At 66.5% G+C, this 16,076-nt stretch carries 12 protein-coding genes; 8 read left to right on the top strand and 4 right to left on the bottom strand.

Annotated features, from left to right (window positions below; genetic code table 11):
• Positions 1-83: 83 nt before the first annotated feature.
• Both SPK54_RS12840 and SPK54_RS12835 read left to right on the top strand, forming a co-directional pair.
• Positions 84-1,649, top strand: a complete 1,566-nt coding sequence (locus SPK54_RS12840) for a GspE/PulE family protein (protein WP_330948283.1) — start codon at positions 84-86, stop codon at positions 1,647-1,649.
• 26 nt (positions 1,650-1,675) lie between these two features.
• The gene (locus SPK54_RS12835; protein WP_330948282.1) at positions 1,676-2,494 is read left to right on the top strand and encodes a D-hexose-6-phosphate mutarotase; all 819 of its coding nucleotides are present in this window, start codon (positions 1,676-1,678) and stop codon (positions 2,492-2,494) included.
• Positions 2,495-2,496: 2 nt separating this feature from the next.
• On the opposite strand, the gene SPK54_RS12830 is transcribed toward SPK54_RS12835, so the two are convergent.
• Complete coding sequence (locus SPK54_RS12830) at positions 2,497-2,907, bottom strand: hypothetical protein (RefSeq protein WP_330948281.1); 411 nt, start codon at positions 2,905-2,907, stop codon at positions 2,497-2,499.
• An 80-nt stretch (positions 2,908-2,987) separates the two neighbouring features.
• On the opposite strand from SPK54_RS12830, the gene SPK54_RS12825 reads away from it, so the two are divergent.
• The gene (locus tag SPK54_RS12825) at positions 2,988-4,880 is read left to right on the top strand and encodes a site-specific DNA-methyltransferase (protein ID WP_330948280.1); all 1,893 of its coding nucleotides are present in this window, start codon (positions 2,988-2,990) and stop codon (positions 4,878-4,880) included.
• 1 nt (position 4,881) lies between these two features.
• Entirely contained in the window at positions 4,882-7,851 is a 2,970-nt protein-coding gene (locus SPK54_RS12820) for a DEAD/DEAH box helicase family protein (protein ID WP_330948279.1), read from the top strand.
• A 217-nt stretch (positions 7,852-8,068) separates the two neighbouring features.
• Here the strand turns inward: SPK54_RS12820 and SPK54_RS12815 are convergent, their stop codons facing one another.
• The 3 genes from SPK54_RS12815 to trxA all read right to left on the bottom strand — a co-directional run bounded on the left by SPK54_RS12815 (position 8,069) and on the right by trxA (position 11,524).
• Complete coding sequence (locus SPK54_RS12815) at positions 8,069-8,905, bottom strand: BRO family protein (protein ID WP_330948278.1); 837 nt, start codon at positions 8,903-8,905, stop codon at positions 8,069-8,071.
• A gap of 229 nt (positions 8,906-9,134) precedes the next feature.
• Positions 9,135-10,871 carry a transcription termination factor Rho gene (gene rho / locus SPK54_RS12810; RefSeq protein ID WP_330948277.1) on the bottom strand — a complete coding sequence of 579 codons (1,737 nt, stop codon included), beginning with the start codon at positions 10,869-10,871 and terminating at the stop codon, positions 9,135-9,137.
• A 326-nt stretch (positions 10,872-11,197) separates the two neighbouring features.
• Positions 11,198-11,524 carry a thioredoxin gene (gene trxA / locus SPK54_RS12805; RefSeq protein ID WP_330948276.1) on the bottom strand — a complete coding sequence of 109 codons (327 nt, stop codon included), beginning with the start codon at positions 11,522-11,524 and terminating at the stop codon, positions 11,198-11,200.
• A 207-nt stretch (positions 11,525-11,731) separates the two neighbouring features.
• Between trxA and rhlB the strand changes: the two genes are divergently transcribed.
• From rhlB to SPK54_RS12785, 4 genes are all read left to right on the top strand, one after another.
• The gene (gene rhlB / locus SPK54_RS12800) at positions 11,732-13,444 is read left to right on the top strand and encodes an ATP-dependent RNA helicase RhlB (protein WP_330948275.1); all 1,713 of its coding nucleotides are present in this window, start codon (positions 11,732-11,734) and stop codon (positions 13,442-13,444) included.
• Positions 13,445-13,519: 75 nt separating this feature from the next.
• The gene (ftsE, locus tag SPK54_RS12795; RefSeq protein ID WP_330948274.1) at positions 13,520-14,209 is read left to right on the top strand and encodes a cell division ATP-binding protein FtsE; all 690 of its coding nucleotides are present in this window, start codon (positions 13,520-13,522) and stop codon (positions 14,207-14,209) included.
• A complete protein-coding gene (ftsX, locus tag SPK54_RS12790) occupies positions 14,202-15,164 on the top strand; it encodes a permease-like cell division protein FtsX (RefSeq protein ID WP_330948273.1) in 963 nt (320 codons plus the stop codon). The genes ftsE and ftsX overlap by 8 nt, the downstream gene beginning before the upstream one ends.
• 1 nt (position 15,165) lies before the next feature.
• Positions 15,166-15,996 carry a response regulator gene (locus SPK54_RS12785; protein WP_330948272.1) on the top strand — a complete coding sequence of 277 codons (831 nt, stop codon included), beginning with the start codon at positions 15,166-15,168 and terminating at the stop codon, positions 15,994-15,996.
• The last annotated feature ends 80 nt before the right edge of the window (positions 15,997-16,076 follow it).

Here is a 16,076-nt window from a genome sequence, read left to right as displayed (position 1 = left end):
CCTACTTCTTCCTCAAGATCCGCGCCGCATTCCCCGGAGTTGGGAGATGAACCAAGAATTTCGCGTCGCGACGTGACGGCGGGATCGCGCTGGCGGACTGGCTTGCCAGCGGCGACGACGCCGAGGAGCGCAGCTACCGCGACGCCCAGCAGCTGGGCCTGCCGCTGGTGCGGCTGCCCGAAGTGGCGGTGGACCCGAAGGTGGCGGCGCTGCTGCGGCCCGAGCAGGCGCGCCAGCTGCGGGTGGTGCCGCTGCGCCTGCACGATGGCCTGCTGGCCGCGGCGATGGAAGACCCCACCAGCCAGCAGGCGATGGCCGCGCTGGAGTTCGCCACCGCCCACCACGTGCTGCCGATGGTGGCCAGCGCACGCGGCATCCGCGAGGCGATCGCCCACAGCTACGACCTGGCGGAGGATCGCGAAACCGTGCGCCAGCTCGGCCTGGACCCGCACGCGGCCGGGATCGAGAGCGAGGCCGAGGCCAACCGGCTGGCGCGCGAGCAGCCGATCGTGCGGCTGGTGCACGGCCTGATCGCCGATGCGGTGGCCCGCCGCGCCTCCGACATCCACCTGCGCCCTGGCGAGCACGACACCGACGTGCTTTTCCGCATCGACGACGAACTGGTGCCGGTGCGCAGCCTGATGCGCGCGCTGCACCCGGCCGCGGTCAGCCGGGTCAAGGTGCTGGGCGCGATGAACCTGGCCGAACATCGGCTGCCGCAGGACGGCCGCACCAGCTTCACCCTCGACAACGGCGGCAAGGTCGACCTGCGCATCTCGATCCTGCCCACGGTGAACGGCGAAAGCGTGGTGGTGCGCCTGCTGGACCCGCGCGAGGGCCTGTGGAACCTCGACCAGCTGGGCCTGAGCGAGGCCGACCGGCTGCGCGTGGACGACGTGATGACGCGCAGCCACGGCATGTTCCTGACCACCGGCCCCACCGGCTGCGGCAAGTCCACCACCCTGTACGCGATGCTGCTGGAGATGCGCAAGCAGCGCATCAACATCCTCACCATCGAGGACCCGGTGGAGTTCCACATCGCCGAGATCCAGCAGATGCAGGTCAACCGCGCTGCCGGCTTCACCTTCGCCGGCGCGATGCGCAACTTCCTGCGCCATGACCCGGACGTGATCATGGTGGGCGAGATCCGCGACCGCGAAACCGCCGGCATCGCGGTGGAAAGCGCGCTCACCGGCCACCTGATGCTCAGCACGCTGCATACCAACACCGCGGCGACCACCGTCACCCGCCTGCTGGACCTGGGCGTGGAGCCCTACCTGCTGCGCGCCAGCCTGCTGGCGGTGATGTCGCAGCGGCTGGTGCGGATCACCTGCCCGCACTGCCGCGAGGTCGAGCAGGTGCCGGCGCGCATCCGCGAGGCGCTGGGCGTGGGCGCCGACGAGGTGTTCCATGCCGGACGTGGCTGCGCCCAGTGCGAGGGCCTGGGCGTGCACGGCCGGCGCGCGGTCTACGAGCTGCTGGTGATGAGCCCGCGCCTGCGCGAACTGGTGGTGCCCGGCGCCGAGGCCGACACCCTCCACCGCGTCGCAATGGAGGAAGGCATGGTGCCGATCACCCAGGCCGCGGTAGCGCTGGCGCGCAGCGGCCAGATATCGCTCTCGGAAGCCTGGCGGGTGCGCGCGGACTGAGCGCGCCGGCATGCGACACTGCGCGCATGCAGACCGAATCGGTTTCCTTCCGCGGCACGCCCTGCATCCGCCTCCAGACCGAAGGCGCCACTGCGCTGGTTTCCCTGCACGGTGCGCAGGTCCTGTCGTGGCGGCTCGCCGACGGGCGCGAGCGCCTGTTCCTGTCGGAGCGCGCGGTATTCGATGGCAACACGGCGATCCGCGGCGGCATCCCGGTGATCTTCCCGCAGTTCGGCGAGCGCGGCCTGCTGCGCAAGCACGGCTTCGCCCGCAACCGCAGCTGGACATTCGCGGGCGTTGAAGGCGGCCAGGCCGTGCTGGCGCTGTCCGGCGACGGCAGCGACGCCGGCTGGCCGCATCCCTTCCTCGCCCGCCTGCGCATCGGCCTGCCCGGCGAACGACTGCAGGTGGCGCTGGAGATCGGCAACACCGGCACCACGCCCTTCGCCTTCACCGCTGCCCTGCACAGCTACCTGCGCGTGGACGACATCGCCCATGCCGCCATCGAAGGCTTGCAGGGCTGCGACTTCGAAGACAGCGTCAACGGCGACACCCTGCACCGCCAGCACGACTACGAAGTCACGTTCGACGGGGAGACCGACCGCATCTACAACGACGTGGTCGCACCGCTGGCGCTGCTGGATGGCGCGCACCGGCTCGACATCGAGCAGGACGGCTTCGGCGACGTGGTGGTCTGGAATCCGGGCGAACACTTGTGCGCCCGTATCGCGGACCTCGCCTCGGACGAATGGCGGCGCTTCGCCTGCGTCGAAGCCGGGCAGGTGTTGCAGCCGGTGGTGCTGGGGCCGGGGGAGCGGTGGTCTGGGGTGCAGCGTCTCGGTTGAACTCAGGTCTTGCGACGTTTGCCGGGGGCGCGCACCCGGCGCGACTCGAGTAGAGCGACCAGATCGGTGAGAACCGCACGTTCCTTTGCGTCCAGCAGCGCGATGCGCTCAATGAGCGCATGAGCCTGCGAGTCCGCCGCTGCGTATAGCTTGGGCGGTTCAGAGATGCGCGGCCCGCCGAATGCGAGCGCTCCCGGATCCATGTTGAGCAGACGCGCCACGCCTTCCATCTGCTCCAGCTTCGGCATGTGCTTGGCGTTGCGCCAATTGCCCACCGTCGCAGGGGTCACGCTCACGCCGTGCCGGGCCAGTCGCTTGACAAGTTCGCCATCGCTCAGTTCCGCCTTCTGTTCACGCTCCAGAGCCGCGATGAAGCGTTTTGCGAACGCCTCGCGTCGTTGCTGCTTGTCCATCCGGCGACGGTACGAACAGGCGCGGGGCCAGGTGGAAAGTTAAACTTTATCAATATATAAAGTTGTGTTTTAGGATCGCCTTGCGCATCGCCATGCCCCAATCCCCGCTCGAACATTTGCCGGAACCCGTGCCGGGCGCCAGCCCGGCCTTCCGCATGGAACTTGCAGCGCAACTGGCCGAGTTGGTTCCGGAAGCCATGGCCGACGGCAAGATCGACGTTAAGAAGCTCGCCGAACTGCTGGGCGACGACACTGCTGATGAAAGCGAACGCTTCGGCCTGTTCTGGCCCGGCAAGAAGCGGGCGCTGCGCGCTGCGCAAGCGCCCACCTCGGCAACGCTGAAGCCCGACTTCGCCAATTCGAAGGACTGGGACACGACCCGGAACGTGTTCATCGAGGGCGACAACCTGGAAGTGCTGAAGATCCTGCAGCGGCACTACCACAACAAGGTCAAGCTCATTTACATCGATCCGCCCTACAACACGGGCAAGGACTTCGTGTACCCGGATAATTTCACCGAGGGGATGGACACCTATCTCGAGTGGACGCGGCAGGTGAACGAGGAAGGCAAGAAGGTTTCGACCAACAGCGAGACCGAGGGGCGCTACCACTCGAACTGGTTGAACATGATGTATCCGCGACTGAAGCTGGCGCGGAATCTGCTGACCGATGACGGCATCATCTTCATTTCGATAGATGACAACGAAGTGGATAACCTCATCAGGCTTGGCAAAGAAGTCTTCGGTGAACCCAACTACCTTGGTCTAATTACACGAGCAACCGGCACACCAACGGGAGGAGGGTTTGACGGATTTACAAACATGGTTGACTACATGTTGGTATTCCGAAGAAGCTCAGATGCGGTTCTAAATGGACTGGAATTCAGCGAAAACGATGCCGCTATCTATAACGAATCTGACGAAAGAGGAAGATATTTGATTCGCTCGCTTCGTCGTACTGGAGGAGAAGACCGCCGCCAAGATAGACCAAGCATGCATTACGGTATTGAAGCGCCAGACGGCAGTCTTGTTTTTCCCATTGGCCCAAGCGGATACGAAAGCAGATGGATATGTGGTCAAGACCGCTATCGCCAAATGGAAAAAGCGGGGCTTATCGAGTGGAAGCAGGTGGGGCGTGGAAACAGCCTCGACTGGCATCCTTACCAAAAGTTCTATCTTGATGGGCGCGAAAAAAGACCTTCCAATCTTTGGACTGACATAGAAGGCAACAAAAAGGGGACGCGCGAAGTTCGTCAATTTTTCAATGGCGAAAAAGTTTTCGACTCTCCAAAACCCGTGGAGCTCATTCAAAGAGTGATTCAAGTCGCCGCGAACAATGACTCTTTGGTGATCGACTTCTTCGCGGGCAGTTCCACTACCGCCCATGCGGTAATGCAACTCAACGCCGAAGACAACTGCACCCGTCGCTTCATCATGGTGCAGCTGCCCGAGCCCACGCCCGAAGATTCCGAAGCGCGCAAGGCCGGCTTCGCCACCATTGCCGACATCTCCCGCAAGCGCATCGAACTGGCCGGAGAAAAGATCGGCAAGGGCGACACCGGCTTCCGCGCCTACAAACTGACCGACACCCATTTCGCCAAGTGGCGCGTCACCAGCGAAGTCACCCCGACCCAACTGGAACAGCACCTGCTCGACCTGCGCGAGAGTGCAGACGACGACGCTTCGCAGGACGACCTGCTGACGGAACTGCTGCTCAAGCTGGGCCTATCGCTGACCGAAACCATCGTCACGAAAACCATCGCCGGACTGGACGTGCGCGAAGTCGGCGACAACCGCGTGCTGGCTTACGTGGATGAAAGCATCAAGCCCACGCTGGAGCAGTTGCGCGCCCTGGTCGATGCCGCTCCCGGCAAGGTCATCGTGCTGGAAGACGCCTTCCAGGGCGACGACCAGCTGAAAACCAATCTTGCCCAGTACGCCAGGACCAAGGGCGTCGAATTGCGGACGGCCTGACATGGGCAACACCGGCTTCCAGTTCGACCCGCGCCAGCAATACCAGCTCGACGCCGTCGCGGCCGTGGTGGATCTGTTCGACGGCCAACCCAAGGACGCGGACAAGCTTTCCGTCACCTTGCGCGGCACGAGTGCGGAAACCGCCGAGGGGCAGCTGGCGGTCGACACCGCGCAGGAAATCGGCGCCATCGGCAACAACCTGGTGCTCGACGAGGCCGCGATCCTGGCCAACCTGCAGGCCGTGCAGGATCGCAACGGGTTGGAACAAAGCGGGTCGCTCGCGGGCGGCAGGCTCGAGTTCGACATCGAGATGGAAACCGGCACTGGCAAGACCTATGTCTACCTGCGCACCATCTTCGAGCTGGCGCAGCACTACGGCTTCGGCAAGTTCATCATCCTGGTTCCCTCCGTCGCCATCCGGGAGGGCGTGAATACCAGCATCCGCCTGATGCGCGACCATTTCCGCGACCTGTATCCGGCGCTTCCCTTCGATGCCGGCGTCTACCGCGGCGATCGCGCCGAGGAGGTGCAAGCCTTCGCCACGGCAACCGGCGTCCAGATCCTGGTGATGACGATCGATTCGGTCCGCGGGAACGCGAACACGCGCATCATCCATCAGGCCCGCGACCGGTTGAACGGCCTGCGCCCCATCGACTACCTGAAGGCCACGCGCCCGGTGGTCATCATGGACGAACCGCAGAACATGGAGTCCCTGCTGTCGCAATCGGCGGTCGGCGAGCTCGATCCCGCGTTCACCCTGCGCTACAGCGCGACGCACAAGCAGCATCGCAACCTGGTCTACCGGCTCGATCCGGTGGATGCGCATGACTTCGGGCTGGTCAAGCAGATCGTCGTGGATTCCGTCGCCCAGCAGGGCGCTGATGCCGCGCCCTACTTGAAGCTGGTCGATGTCACGAACACGCGCGGCACGTTCAAGGCCAGGCTGGAGCTTTCCTGCCGAACGGCGAGCGGCTCGGTGGCGCGCGCGATAAAGACGGTCAAGCGTGACGCAGATCTGGCGGCGGTCACCGGTAATCCGACTTACGACGGCTGGCGCATCAACGGGATGGGCATCGACCCCGTGGCCGTCGAGCTGAGCAACCACGGCACCTTGCTGCAAGGTGACTCCCTCGGCGGGGCGAGCGACGCGATCTACAGGGAGATGATTCGGCAGACCATCCTCGAACACTTCAGGAAAGAAGCCGCCGTGCGGGACAGGGGCATCAAGGTGCTGTCGCTGTTCTTCGTGGACAAGGTTTCCAGCTTCCTCGGCGATGGCGCGAACAACGAGGATGCCAACGGCGAGTTCGTCAAATGGTTCGACCAGGTCTTCGTAGAAGAACGCAACAAATCCGAGCAATTCAGGCTGCTGCTGCCGCAGGAGCCGCGCGCGTTGCGACGGGCGTATTTCTCGCAGCTGAAGAGGAAAGGCGGCAAAGTCGAATTCCAGGATTCGTCCGGCACGACCAAAGCCGATGACGACGCCTATGAACTCATCATGCAGGACAAGCAACGCCTGCTGGATACGGAAGAGCCGGTGCGTTTCATCTTCAGCCACTCCGCCCTGCGGGAAGGCTGGGACAACCCGAACGTGTTCCAGATTTGCGCCTTGCGCGAAATGGGCAGGGACACGGAGCGCCGGCAGACGCTCGGGCGCGGCCTGCGCTTGCCGGTGGCGAAGACCGAGCGCGGCTATGAGCGCATCGCCGATCGGGGCGTTGCCACGCTGACGGTGATCGCCAACGAAAGTTACGCCGCGTTCGCCGACAGCCTGCAGAACGAATACAAGATGGCAGGCGTGGCCATCGGCCAAGTGCGGCCGGGTGAATTCGCCAAACTGCCCAGGCTTGATGCCAACGGCAAGGCGACCGACGAAATGCTTGGTTACAGAGTGTCGCAGGAAATCTTCAACCACCTGCATACACGAAACTACCTGCGCGACGGCAAGACCACGCCGATGTTCACGCCGGAAGCCGCGGGGTTCTCGATGGATCTGCCGGAAGCGCTAAAGCCATATGAGCAGGGCATCATCCAGCGCATACGCGAGACCAGGATCGGCAAGTACATCAAGAACGCGAAGGATCGCAAGGCCCGCAAGTTCAACAAGGCCTTGTATGCCACGCCGGAATTCGAGGCATTCTGGGGCGCCATCAGCCAGCGAACCACATACCGCGTCACAGTCGATCCAGCCGAACTTGTGGGAAAGGCCGTCTACGCCATAAGCCGCGAGGAGCGCATCAAGCCATTGCGAATCGAGGTCACTCGGGCCGGGATCAAGGTCTTGCGTGGCGGTGCGGTGAACCAGGTCAAGAGTTCGCAGTCCAAGGAGCTGGCGGGCCACTACGACCTCCCGGACATCATCACCGAGTTGCAGCAAGCCACGTCGCTGACACGCGCTACGTTGGTGGACATCGTCGTTGGTAGCGGCAAACTGGATCAATTCATTGGCAACCCAAACGACTTCATCGCTATGGTCCGGCGGGTGATCCAAGGCGAGCTGGCGAAAATCGTGGTTGACGGAATCCAGTACGAGAAGATCGGCGGCTCGTTCTATGAGCTGCGTGAATTGCAAGCCGATGGCCTCGAGGAAAAAGAGCGCTTCTTCGACCGGATGGTGGAAATCCGCAACACGCAGAAGACGGACTTCGACCATGTGGTCTACGATTCGGAGGTCGAGCGCCAATTCGCCGAGATGCTCGACAGCCGCGAAGACATCAAGCTCTTCATGAAGCTGCCAGCGAAGTTCAAGGTGCCCACGCCGGTCGGCGACTACAATCCCGACTGGGCCATCATCCGGCAGGCTGACGGTGAAAACCGCATCTACATGATCCGGGAAACCAAGAGCACGCACGATCCCAACAAACGCCGCCCCAGCGAGAATGCAAGGATTGATGCCGCGATTGAGCACTTCAAAGCCATCGGCATCGGCTACGAGGTCACCGTCCCGCCGCCGCCGAATTGGAACTTATAGGAAGGCCTCGGCCACGGCAGACTCTGTGTCGACGGAGTTCATCTCCAGCTGCTGACAACTTTCCCATCGACTCGCTGCTTATCTCGGTCGGGCGCTCCTGTCAGCGGTAAGCGACATATCGCTGATGTCGCGCTACCGAAGTGTTAACTGAGTGAGGCCAAGTCGCAGCAGCATGATCAGGGAACGTTGTCGCTCTGAACCGCAGTTGTATTTTCGGTCACGCCTTCGGTAGGCGCCTTTTCTTCACTGGCGGCAGGAAATTTTCGCCGGTGACCACGGGTCTGCCGGTCTGGTGTTCCAGCTGTTGACGCGCACCACGGGCAATTCTTCCACCTGCTTTCGCGGCCGACTTGTTGCCCGGCATGCCTTGGGCCTGCTCGCGTTTGGCGATCTGCCGTGTTGAAAGCTCTGCAAGTGCGGTGAAGATCAGCTCCGCTTCGCTCATGTGGTCGCGCAGGTTCTGGCTTTGCAGGCCTTTCATCTTCTTGTGCTGTTTGACGCTGACGCCCGACCACTCTTCGTGAATGATGTTGGTGAGGAGGGCGAACTCCCGGCCTTGCTTCACGCCGTGTTCGGCCCAGTAGTCGGTCAGCTTGTTGCGGGTCTCCTGCCCGGTCATGCGCTGCTGGATCCATTTGTCGCTGTGACCGTGCTTCTTCCAGGTTTCGCGGGCTCGGTCTAGCGAGCGCGACGGGTCGGCCAGTTCCTGCATACGCTCGTAGCCGACCTTTGCTAGCCACAATTTGATGGGTTCGGCGCGTGGGCTCGGGATGCTCTGCACGATGCGAAGCAGGGTGCTGGCCGTGGCGCAATCGGTCTCCCGCAACTTGCCGTCGGGCGCCTCCAGCTTCAACCTTACGATTTCTTCGTAAGGTTGGGCGGAACCGGACTCCCGGCCAAGTTTCCGCTTCAGATCCGACCAATAGCGGTTGGGATTGGAGGTCCCGGTCAGCGCAAGAACGATGTCGATGATGGAAAACCACCAGATCTCGCGGGTTTCGTCGTAGATGCGACGAATGGCGCGGCCTTCGAACTCGGCGGGCAGGTGCTGCATGCGGCTGATCCTTGGGCGAGACGCGACGATCCACTTTAGCGGAGTGGCGCCTTGGCGGTGGAGTCGGGAAAACGCCCGCAACGCCCTGGGAATGGCGGCCGCGCGGAATGGGCTGCGCACCTCCGATGGCGGAAGACAGGCCGATGTGCCGCGGGTCCGAACCGCGACAGCGACGCAAAACGCCCCGCATCGCTGCGGGGCGTTCCGTTTGCATCGACGGCGCGACGGCCTACTTCCGCATCGAACTGAAGAACTCGTCGTTGGACTTGGTGTTCTTCATCTTGTCGAGCAGGAACTCCATCGCCGCGATCTCGTCCATCGGGTGCAGCAGCTTGCGAAGGATCCAGATCTTCTGCAGCAGGTCGGGCTCGATCAGCAGGTCTTCGCGGCGGGTGCCGGAGAGGTTCACGCCGATGGCCGGGTAGACGCGCTTCTCGGTGATGCGGCGGTCGAGGTGGATTTCGCTGTTGCCGGTGCCCTTGAACTCTTCGTAGATCACCTTGTCCATCGCGCTGCCGGTATCCACCAGCGCGGTGGCGATGATGGTCAGGCTGCCGCCTTCCTCGACGTTGCGGGCCGCGCCGAAGAAGCGCTTCGGGCGGTGCATGGCGTTGGAGTCCACGCCGCCGGTCAGCACCTTGCCGCTGCTGGGCATGACGTTGTTGTAGGCGCGGGCGAGGCGGGTGATCGAGTCGAGCAGGATCACCACGTCCTTCTTGTGCTCGACCAGGCGCTTGGCGCGCTCGATCACCATTTCCGCCACCTGCACGTGGCGCGCGGCCGGCTCGTCGAAGGTGGAGGAGATGACCTCGCCGCGCACGGTGCGCTGCATCTCGGTCACTTCCTCCGGGCGCTCGTCGATCAGCAGCACGATCAGGTGCACGTCGGGGTGGTTGTAGGTGATGGCGCTGGCGATCTGCTGCATCATCATCGTCTTGCCGGCCTTCGGCGGGCTGACGATCAGGGCGCGCTGGCCCTTGCCCTGCGGGGCCATGAGATCGAGGATGCGGCCGGTGATGTCCTCGCTCGAACCGTCGCCGCGCTCCAGCTTGAAGCGCTTGCGCGGGAACAGCGGGGTGAGGTTCTCGAACAGGGTCTTGTTCTTCGATGCCTCGATCGGCTCGCCGTTGATGGTGTCGACGATGTTCAGCGCGAAGTAGCGTTCGCCGTCCTTGGGCCAGCGGATGCGGCCGGAGACGTGGTCGCCGGTGCGCAGGTTGAAACGGCGGATCTGCGACGGGCTGATGTAGGTGTCGTCGGGGCCGGCCAGGTAGCTGGCCTCGGCCGCGCGCAGGAAGCCGAAGCCGTCGGGCAGGATCTCCAGTACGCCGTCGGCCTGCACGCCTTCGCCGTGGCGGGTCAGCACCTTCAGGATCGCGAAAATGATGTCCTGCTTGCGGGCGCGGGCCACGCCCTCGCTGATCTGCAGCTGGTCGGCGATCTCCAGCAGCTTGTGGGCGGGCATGCGCTTGAGGTCGCCCAGCGAATAGGTGGGGAAGCCTTCCGGCACCTGCGGGTGCGGGCGCGGCACGAAGGTCTCGCCGTTGCCGCCGTCGTCGGACATGCCGCCGTCGCGCTGGCGGTCGCGCTGGCGGTCGCGGCGGTTCTTGAAGCGTTCGCGGCGGCTCATGCGGTGGCCGCCGTCGCGGGACTGGCCGCCTTCCTGGTCGTCCTGGCCGCCGGCGTCGCCCTGCGGGCGGGCGCCCTCGCGCTGTTGCTCGTTCCGCGCTGGTTGCGGCGCGGACTCGGGGGCGGCAGCGGAGGGCGGCTGCGGTGCCGGGGCAGTTGGCGCAGGTGCGGGCGCGGGCGCAGGTGCCGGTGCCGGTGGCGCCTCGGCAGCGGCCGCGGGTGTCGCGGCGGGGAGCGCGATTTCGGACTGTTCGGGGGCGCGCGGCTTGGCCACGCGGGGTTTGCGCACGCGCTTCTCGGCGACTTCGCCGCTGGCGTCGTTGGGGGTATCGGACAAGGGGGAACCTCGCTTGCGTTGCGAGCGCCCGCAGGCGGCGGGCGGATCGTGGGAAATGGTTCGGATCGGGAGTGGATCAGAAGGGGTGCGGCGCGCCGTAGAGGGGACGGAGCAGCGCCGGATAGAGCGAAACGCTAGCACTGCCGCGGCCTGCCGCGCAAGCGGCCAGCGGCGGCCGGTTCAGTTAAGGCCGGCGATCGCGGCGGGGAATCGTGCGCGTTCCGGCGTGCGCGCCGCGGGTCGGAACGCACGCGCCGCGCCAGCGGGCGGGGCCGCCACGGGCGGCGCCGGTCATTGCGCCGACCGGCACGTCGCCAGGAAGGGGCTCAGAGCGCCTTGTCGATCATCTGCGCCAGCTGGGCCTTGCCCACCGCGCCGATCTGGGTGGCCTGCACCTGGCCACCCTTGAACAGCAGCAGCATCGGGATGCTGCGCACGTGGTACTTCAGCGCGGTCTGCTGGTTCTGGTCGACGTCGACCTTGACGATCTTCGCCTTGCCGGCGTAATCGGCGGCCAGCTGGTCCAGCGCCGGCGCGATCATCTTGCACGGGCCGCACCAGGGCGCCCAGAAGTCCACCAGCACCGGTTGGTCGGAGGCCAGCACCTGGCTGTCGAAATCGGCGTCGGTGGCGTGCAGGACGGTATCGCTCATGGTGGCTCCAGAGGGTTGCGAGGCGCGGCAGGCCGCGCCGGTGTTAGACTTGGAAGGTTGCGCCGGATTCTCCAGGGCGCCGTGCCGGGAACGACCAGCCCCGGAATTGTCCCGGCAGTCTGCGTGGCTGCCCTCCATTCATGCAAGTGGCGAAGTGCAACGCGGCGTTCTGGACCCGTGTGCCTGCCACCTTCCGAGGCAGACCCCGTGTCCGACAAACCCCTGACCGACATCACCTTTTCCACCTTCGACCTGCACCCCGACCTGCTGGCCGGGCTGGAAGGCGCGGGTTTCACCCGCTGCACCCCCATCCAGGCGATGACCCTGCCGGTGGCGCTGCCCGGCGGCGACGTCGCCGGCCAGGCGCAGACCGGCACCGGCAAGACCCTGGCCTTCCTGGTCGCGGTGATCAACCGCCTGCTGACCCGCCCGGCGCTGGCCGACCGCAAGCCGGAAGACCCGCGCGCGCTGATCCTGGCGCCGACCCGCGAGCTGGCCATCCAGATCCACAAGGACGCGGTGAAGTTCGCCTCCGACCTCGGCCTGAAGTTCGCGCTGGTGTACGGCGGCGTGGACTACGACAAGCAGCGCGAGCTGCTGCAGGCCGGCGCCGACGTGATCATCGCCACCCCCGGCCGGCTGATCGACTACGTCAAGCAGCACAAGGTGGTCAGCCTGCACGCCTGCGAAGTGTGCGTGCTGGACGAAGCCGACCGCATGTTCGACCTCGGCTTCATCAAGGACATCCGCTTCCTGCTGCGCCGCATGCCGGAACGCGGCACCCGCCAGACCCTGCTGTTCTCCGCCACCTTGAGCCACCGCGTGCTGGAGCTGGCCTACGAGCACATGAACGAGCCGCAGAAGCTGGTGGTGGAAACCGAGCACATCACCGCCGCGCGGGTGCGCCAGAAGCTGTACTACCCGGCCGACGAGGAGAAGCTGCCGCTGCTGCTGGGCCTGCTGTCGCGCAGCGAGGGCGCGCGCACGATGGTGTTCGTCAACACCAAGGCGTTCGTCGAGCGCGTCGCGCGCGCGCTGGAGCGGGCCGGCTACCGCGTCGGCGTGCTGTCCGGCGACGTGCCGCAGAAGAAGCGCGAGTCGCTGCTGAAGAAGTTCCAGGCCGGCCAGCTGGAGATCCTGGTCGCCACCGACGTGGCCGCGCGCGGCCTGCACATCGACGGCGTGCAGTACGTCTACAACTACGACCTGCCGTTCGATGCCGAGGACTACGTGCACCGCATCGGCCGCACCGCGCGCCTGGGCGCCGAGGGCGACGCGATCAGCTTCGCCTGCGAGCGCTACGCGATGTCGCTGCCCGACATCGAGGCCTACATCGAGCAGAAGATCCCGTCCGAGCCGGTCACCCAGGAACTGATGACCGCGCTGCCGCGCAAGCCGCGCGAGGGCGTGGAGCTCAATGCCGAGGAAGGCGAGAGCATCGGCGAGATCTTCAAGGAAGTGCGCGAGGCGCGCGCGGCCGAGGACGCCAAGCGCGGCGGTGGCCGCGGCGGCCGCAGCGGCGGGCCGCGTTCCGGCGAGCGCAGCGGTTCCAGCGAGCGTCGCAGCGGCGAGGGTCGCGGCCCACGCTCGCCGCGCAAGCCCCGCGTGGAAGGCGATGCCGCCGCCGCGCCGAAGCCCGCGGTGGCGCAGGCGCAGCCGGCAGCGGCCGAAGGCGATGCGCCGGCGCGCAAGCGTCGCCGCCGCCGCGGCGGGCGTCCGCTGGAGGGCGCCGAGGGCGCCGCGCCGGCACAGGCCGCGGCGCCGCAGCAGCCGGCCAAGCCGGCGGTGCCGAAGTACGTGCCGGCGAACAAGTCGGGCGGCGGCGCCGCCACGCCCGTCGTCGACAAGCCCTCGCTGCTCAGCCGCATCGGCCGCGGGCTGAAGTCGCTGGTGACCCGCACGCCCAGCAAGCAGCACTGAGCCGGCGCGCCCGCGCTGGCCGCTGGCGCCGGCTCGGGCGATACTGCCCGTCCGTTCGCATCGTTCATTCCACGCATGCCGGTTTTGCGGTTCGACAACGTCAGCAAGCTCTACCCCGGCGGCCAGCCCGCGCTGTCCGAGGTGAGCTTCGCCGTGGACGCGGGCGAGATGCTGTTCGTCACCGGCCACTCCGGTGCCGGCAAGAGCACCCTGTTGAAGCTGATCCAGCTGGCCGAGCGCCCCAGCCGCGGCGCGGTGCTGTTCGACGAGCGCAACCTGGCCAAGGTCCGCGGCGGGCGCATTGCCGCGCACCGCCGCAGCGTCGGCGTGGTCTACCAGAACCACCAGCTGCTGATGGATCGCAGCGTGGCCGACAACGTCGCGCTGCCGCTGGTGCTGCGCGGGATGAAGCGCGCCGAGATCGGCAAGCGGGTACGTTCGATCCTCGGCCGGGTGGGGCTGGAGGCGCGCGCCAACGCGCTGCCCACGCAGCTGTCGGCGGGCGAGCAGCAGCGCGTCGGCATCGCCCGCGCGGTGGTGGCCGAACCAAAGCTGCTGGTCGCCGACGAGCCCACCGGCAACCTCGACCCCACCCTCTCGGCCGAAATCATGGCGCTGTTCGCCTCCCTGCCCGAGCGCGGCACCAGCGTGCTGATCGCCAGCCATGACCTGGCGCTGGTCAAGCGCATGCGCAAGCGCGTGCTGGTGCTGGAGCACGGCCGGCTGACCGACGACATCGCCCCGGAGGACCTGGCCGATGGCTAAGCCCGGCAACCAGCGCGTCGAGAACCTGCATTCCAGCCGCGCCGGCGCGTGGCTGGAGCATCACGGCTACAGCGTGGTCGCGAGCCTGGGCCGGCTGCTGCGCAAGCCGTGGGCCAGCCTGCTCACCATCGGCGTGATGGCGCTGGCGCTGGCGCTGCCGCTGGGCCTGTGGGTGGTGTTGGGCAACGTGCAGCGGCTGGGCGGGCAGGTCCAGGCCGCGCGCGAGTTGACCGTATTCCTGCAGCCGGGCCTTGATGCGGCGAAGGCGGAAGCGCTGGCCGACGTGCTGCGCGCGCGCAGCGACGTGGCCTCGGTCGAGCGGGTCGCACCGGAGCAGGCGCTGGCGCAGCTGCGCCAGCGCGACGACCTGGCTGCCGCCATCGATGCGCTGGGCGAGGACGCGGCGCGCGCGGCGCTGCCGCAGGCGCTGCGGGTGGTTCCGCGCAACGACGAGCGCGCGCTGGTGCAGGCCGCGCAGGCGCTGCCGGAAACCGACCGCGTGCAGCACGACGCGCGCTGGCGCGAGCGCCTGCAGGCGTGGCTGGGCTTCGGCGCGCGGGTGGTGCAGGTGCTGGCCGCATTGCTGGGGCTGGGCGCGCTGCTGGTGGTCGGCAACACCGTGCGCCTGGACATCCAGTCGCGGCGCGAGGAGATCGGCGTGCTGCAGTTGCTCGGCGCCAGCGACGGCTTCGTGCGCCGGCCTTTCCTCTACCTCGGCGCCTGGTACGGACTGGCCGCAGGCGCGCTGGCGCTGGGCATCCTCACGCTGGCGTGGATGGCGCTGCAGGCGCCGCTGGCCGCGCTGGCCGCGCGTTATGGCAGCAGCTTCGCGCTGCAGGGTCTGGATCCGCTGGCCGCCGCCGGCGTGCTGGCCGGGGCAGGCCTGCTGGGCTGGCTCGGGGCCGGCCTGGTCACCGGGCATTATCTGCGGCAGGCCCGCCCGCGGGAGCATTGAGATGGCAGGCAAACAGGATCTGCGCCACGTGGTCAGCGACGCGCCGCGGGTGATGGTGGTCGACGGCAGCAAGCTGGTGCGCAAGCTGGTGGGCGACACGCTGCTGAAGGAGCTGCCCGGCGCCGAGGTGATCGCCTGCGCCGGCATTGCCGAAGCGCGCAAGGCGCTGGAAGAAGGCGCGGTCGACCTGGTCACCACCGCGCTGGTGCTGCCCGATGGCGACGGCCTGGCGCTGGCGCGCAGCGTGCGCGAGGCGTCGGGGCAGGCCTACGTGCCGGTCATCGTGATCTCGGGCAATGCGCAGGAGGCGCTGGAGACGCGCGCCTTCACCGAGGACATCACCGATTATTTCGACAAGTCGCTGGGCCAGACCGCGTTGGCCGCGTTCATCCGTGGCTACGTGCACCCGGCGCCGATCGAGGGCGCGCGGGTGCTGTACGTGGAGGACAGCCGGGTGGTGGCGGTGGCCACCAAGCGCATGCTGGAGCGCCACGGCATGCAGGTGCTGCACGTGATCAGCGCGGAGGACGCGCTGGAGCACCTGCACAAGTTCTTCGGCCGCAAGGACGGCGACGTGGGCGCCGACCTGGTGCTCAGCGACGTGTACCTGAAGGGCGCGCTCAGCGGCCGCGAGCTGCTTAACCAGATCCGCGACGTGTTCCGCTACGGCAAGCGCCGCCTGCCGATGGTGATGATGACCGGCGACGACAACCGCGACAACCAGGCTGCGCTGCTGCGCGACGGCGCCAACGACCTGGTGCTCAAGCCCATCGAGGAACGCCTGCTGGTGACCAAGGTGCTGTTCCAGCTGCGGCTGTCGAAGCTGGGCTGAGCGCGCGCACGCCCACGCCCACCCCTCCGTAGGAGCAACTGTCTTTCCTCAAGCCGGTAGGGTTCTCCATTCCGAACCGT

The organism is Thermomonas sp. LB-4 (assembly GCF_036409385.1).
Taxonomy (GTDB): Bacteria; Pseudomonadota; Gammaproteobacteria; order Xanthomonadales; family Xanthomonadaceae; genus Thermomonas.
This window is presented reverse-complemented; position numbering and strand designations above follow the sequence as displayed.

What these genes read in the sequence shown, in the direction of transcription:
- SPK54_RS12835 (WP_330948282.1), top strand. Translation starts at nt 1,676, where the DNA reads ATGCAGACCGAATCGGTTTCCTTCCGCGGCACGCCCTGCATCCGCCTC.
- SPK54_RS12830 (WP_330948281.1), bottom strand. Translation starts at nt 2,907, where the DNA reads ATGGACAAGCAGCAACGACGCGAGGCGTTCGCAAAACGCTTCATCGCG.
- SPK54_RS12820 (WP_330948279.1), top strand. Translation starts at nt 4,882, where the DNA reads ATGGGCAACACCGGCTTCCAGTTCGACCCGCGCCAGCAATACCAGCTC.
- SPK54_RS12815 (WP_330948278.1), bottom strand. Translation starts at nt 8,905, where the DNA reads ATGCAGCACCTGCCCGCCGAGTTCGAAGGCCGCGCCATTCGTCGCATC.
- trxA (WP_330948276.1), bottom strand. Translation starts at nt 11,524, where the DNA reads ATGAGCGATACCGTCCTGCACGCCACCGACGCCGATTTCGACAGCCAG.
- ftsE (WP_330948274.1), top strand. Translation starts at nt 13,520, where the DNA reads ATGCCGGTTTTGCGGTTCGACAACGTCAGCAAGCTCTACCCCGGCGGC.
- ftsX (WP_330948273.1), top strand. Translation starts at nt 14,202, where the DNA reads ATGGCTAAGCCCGGCAACCAGCGCGTCGAGAACCTGCATTCCAGCCGC.
- SPK54_RS12785 (WP_330948272.1), top strand. Translation starts at nt 15,166, where the DNA reads ATGGCAGGCAAACAGGATCTGCGCCACGTGGTCAGCGACGCGCCGCGG.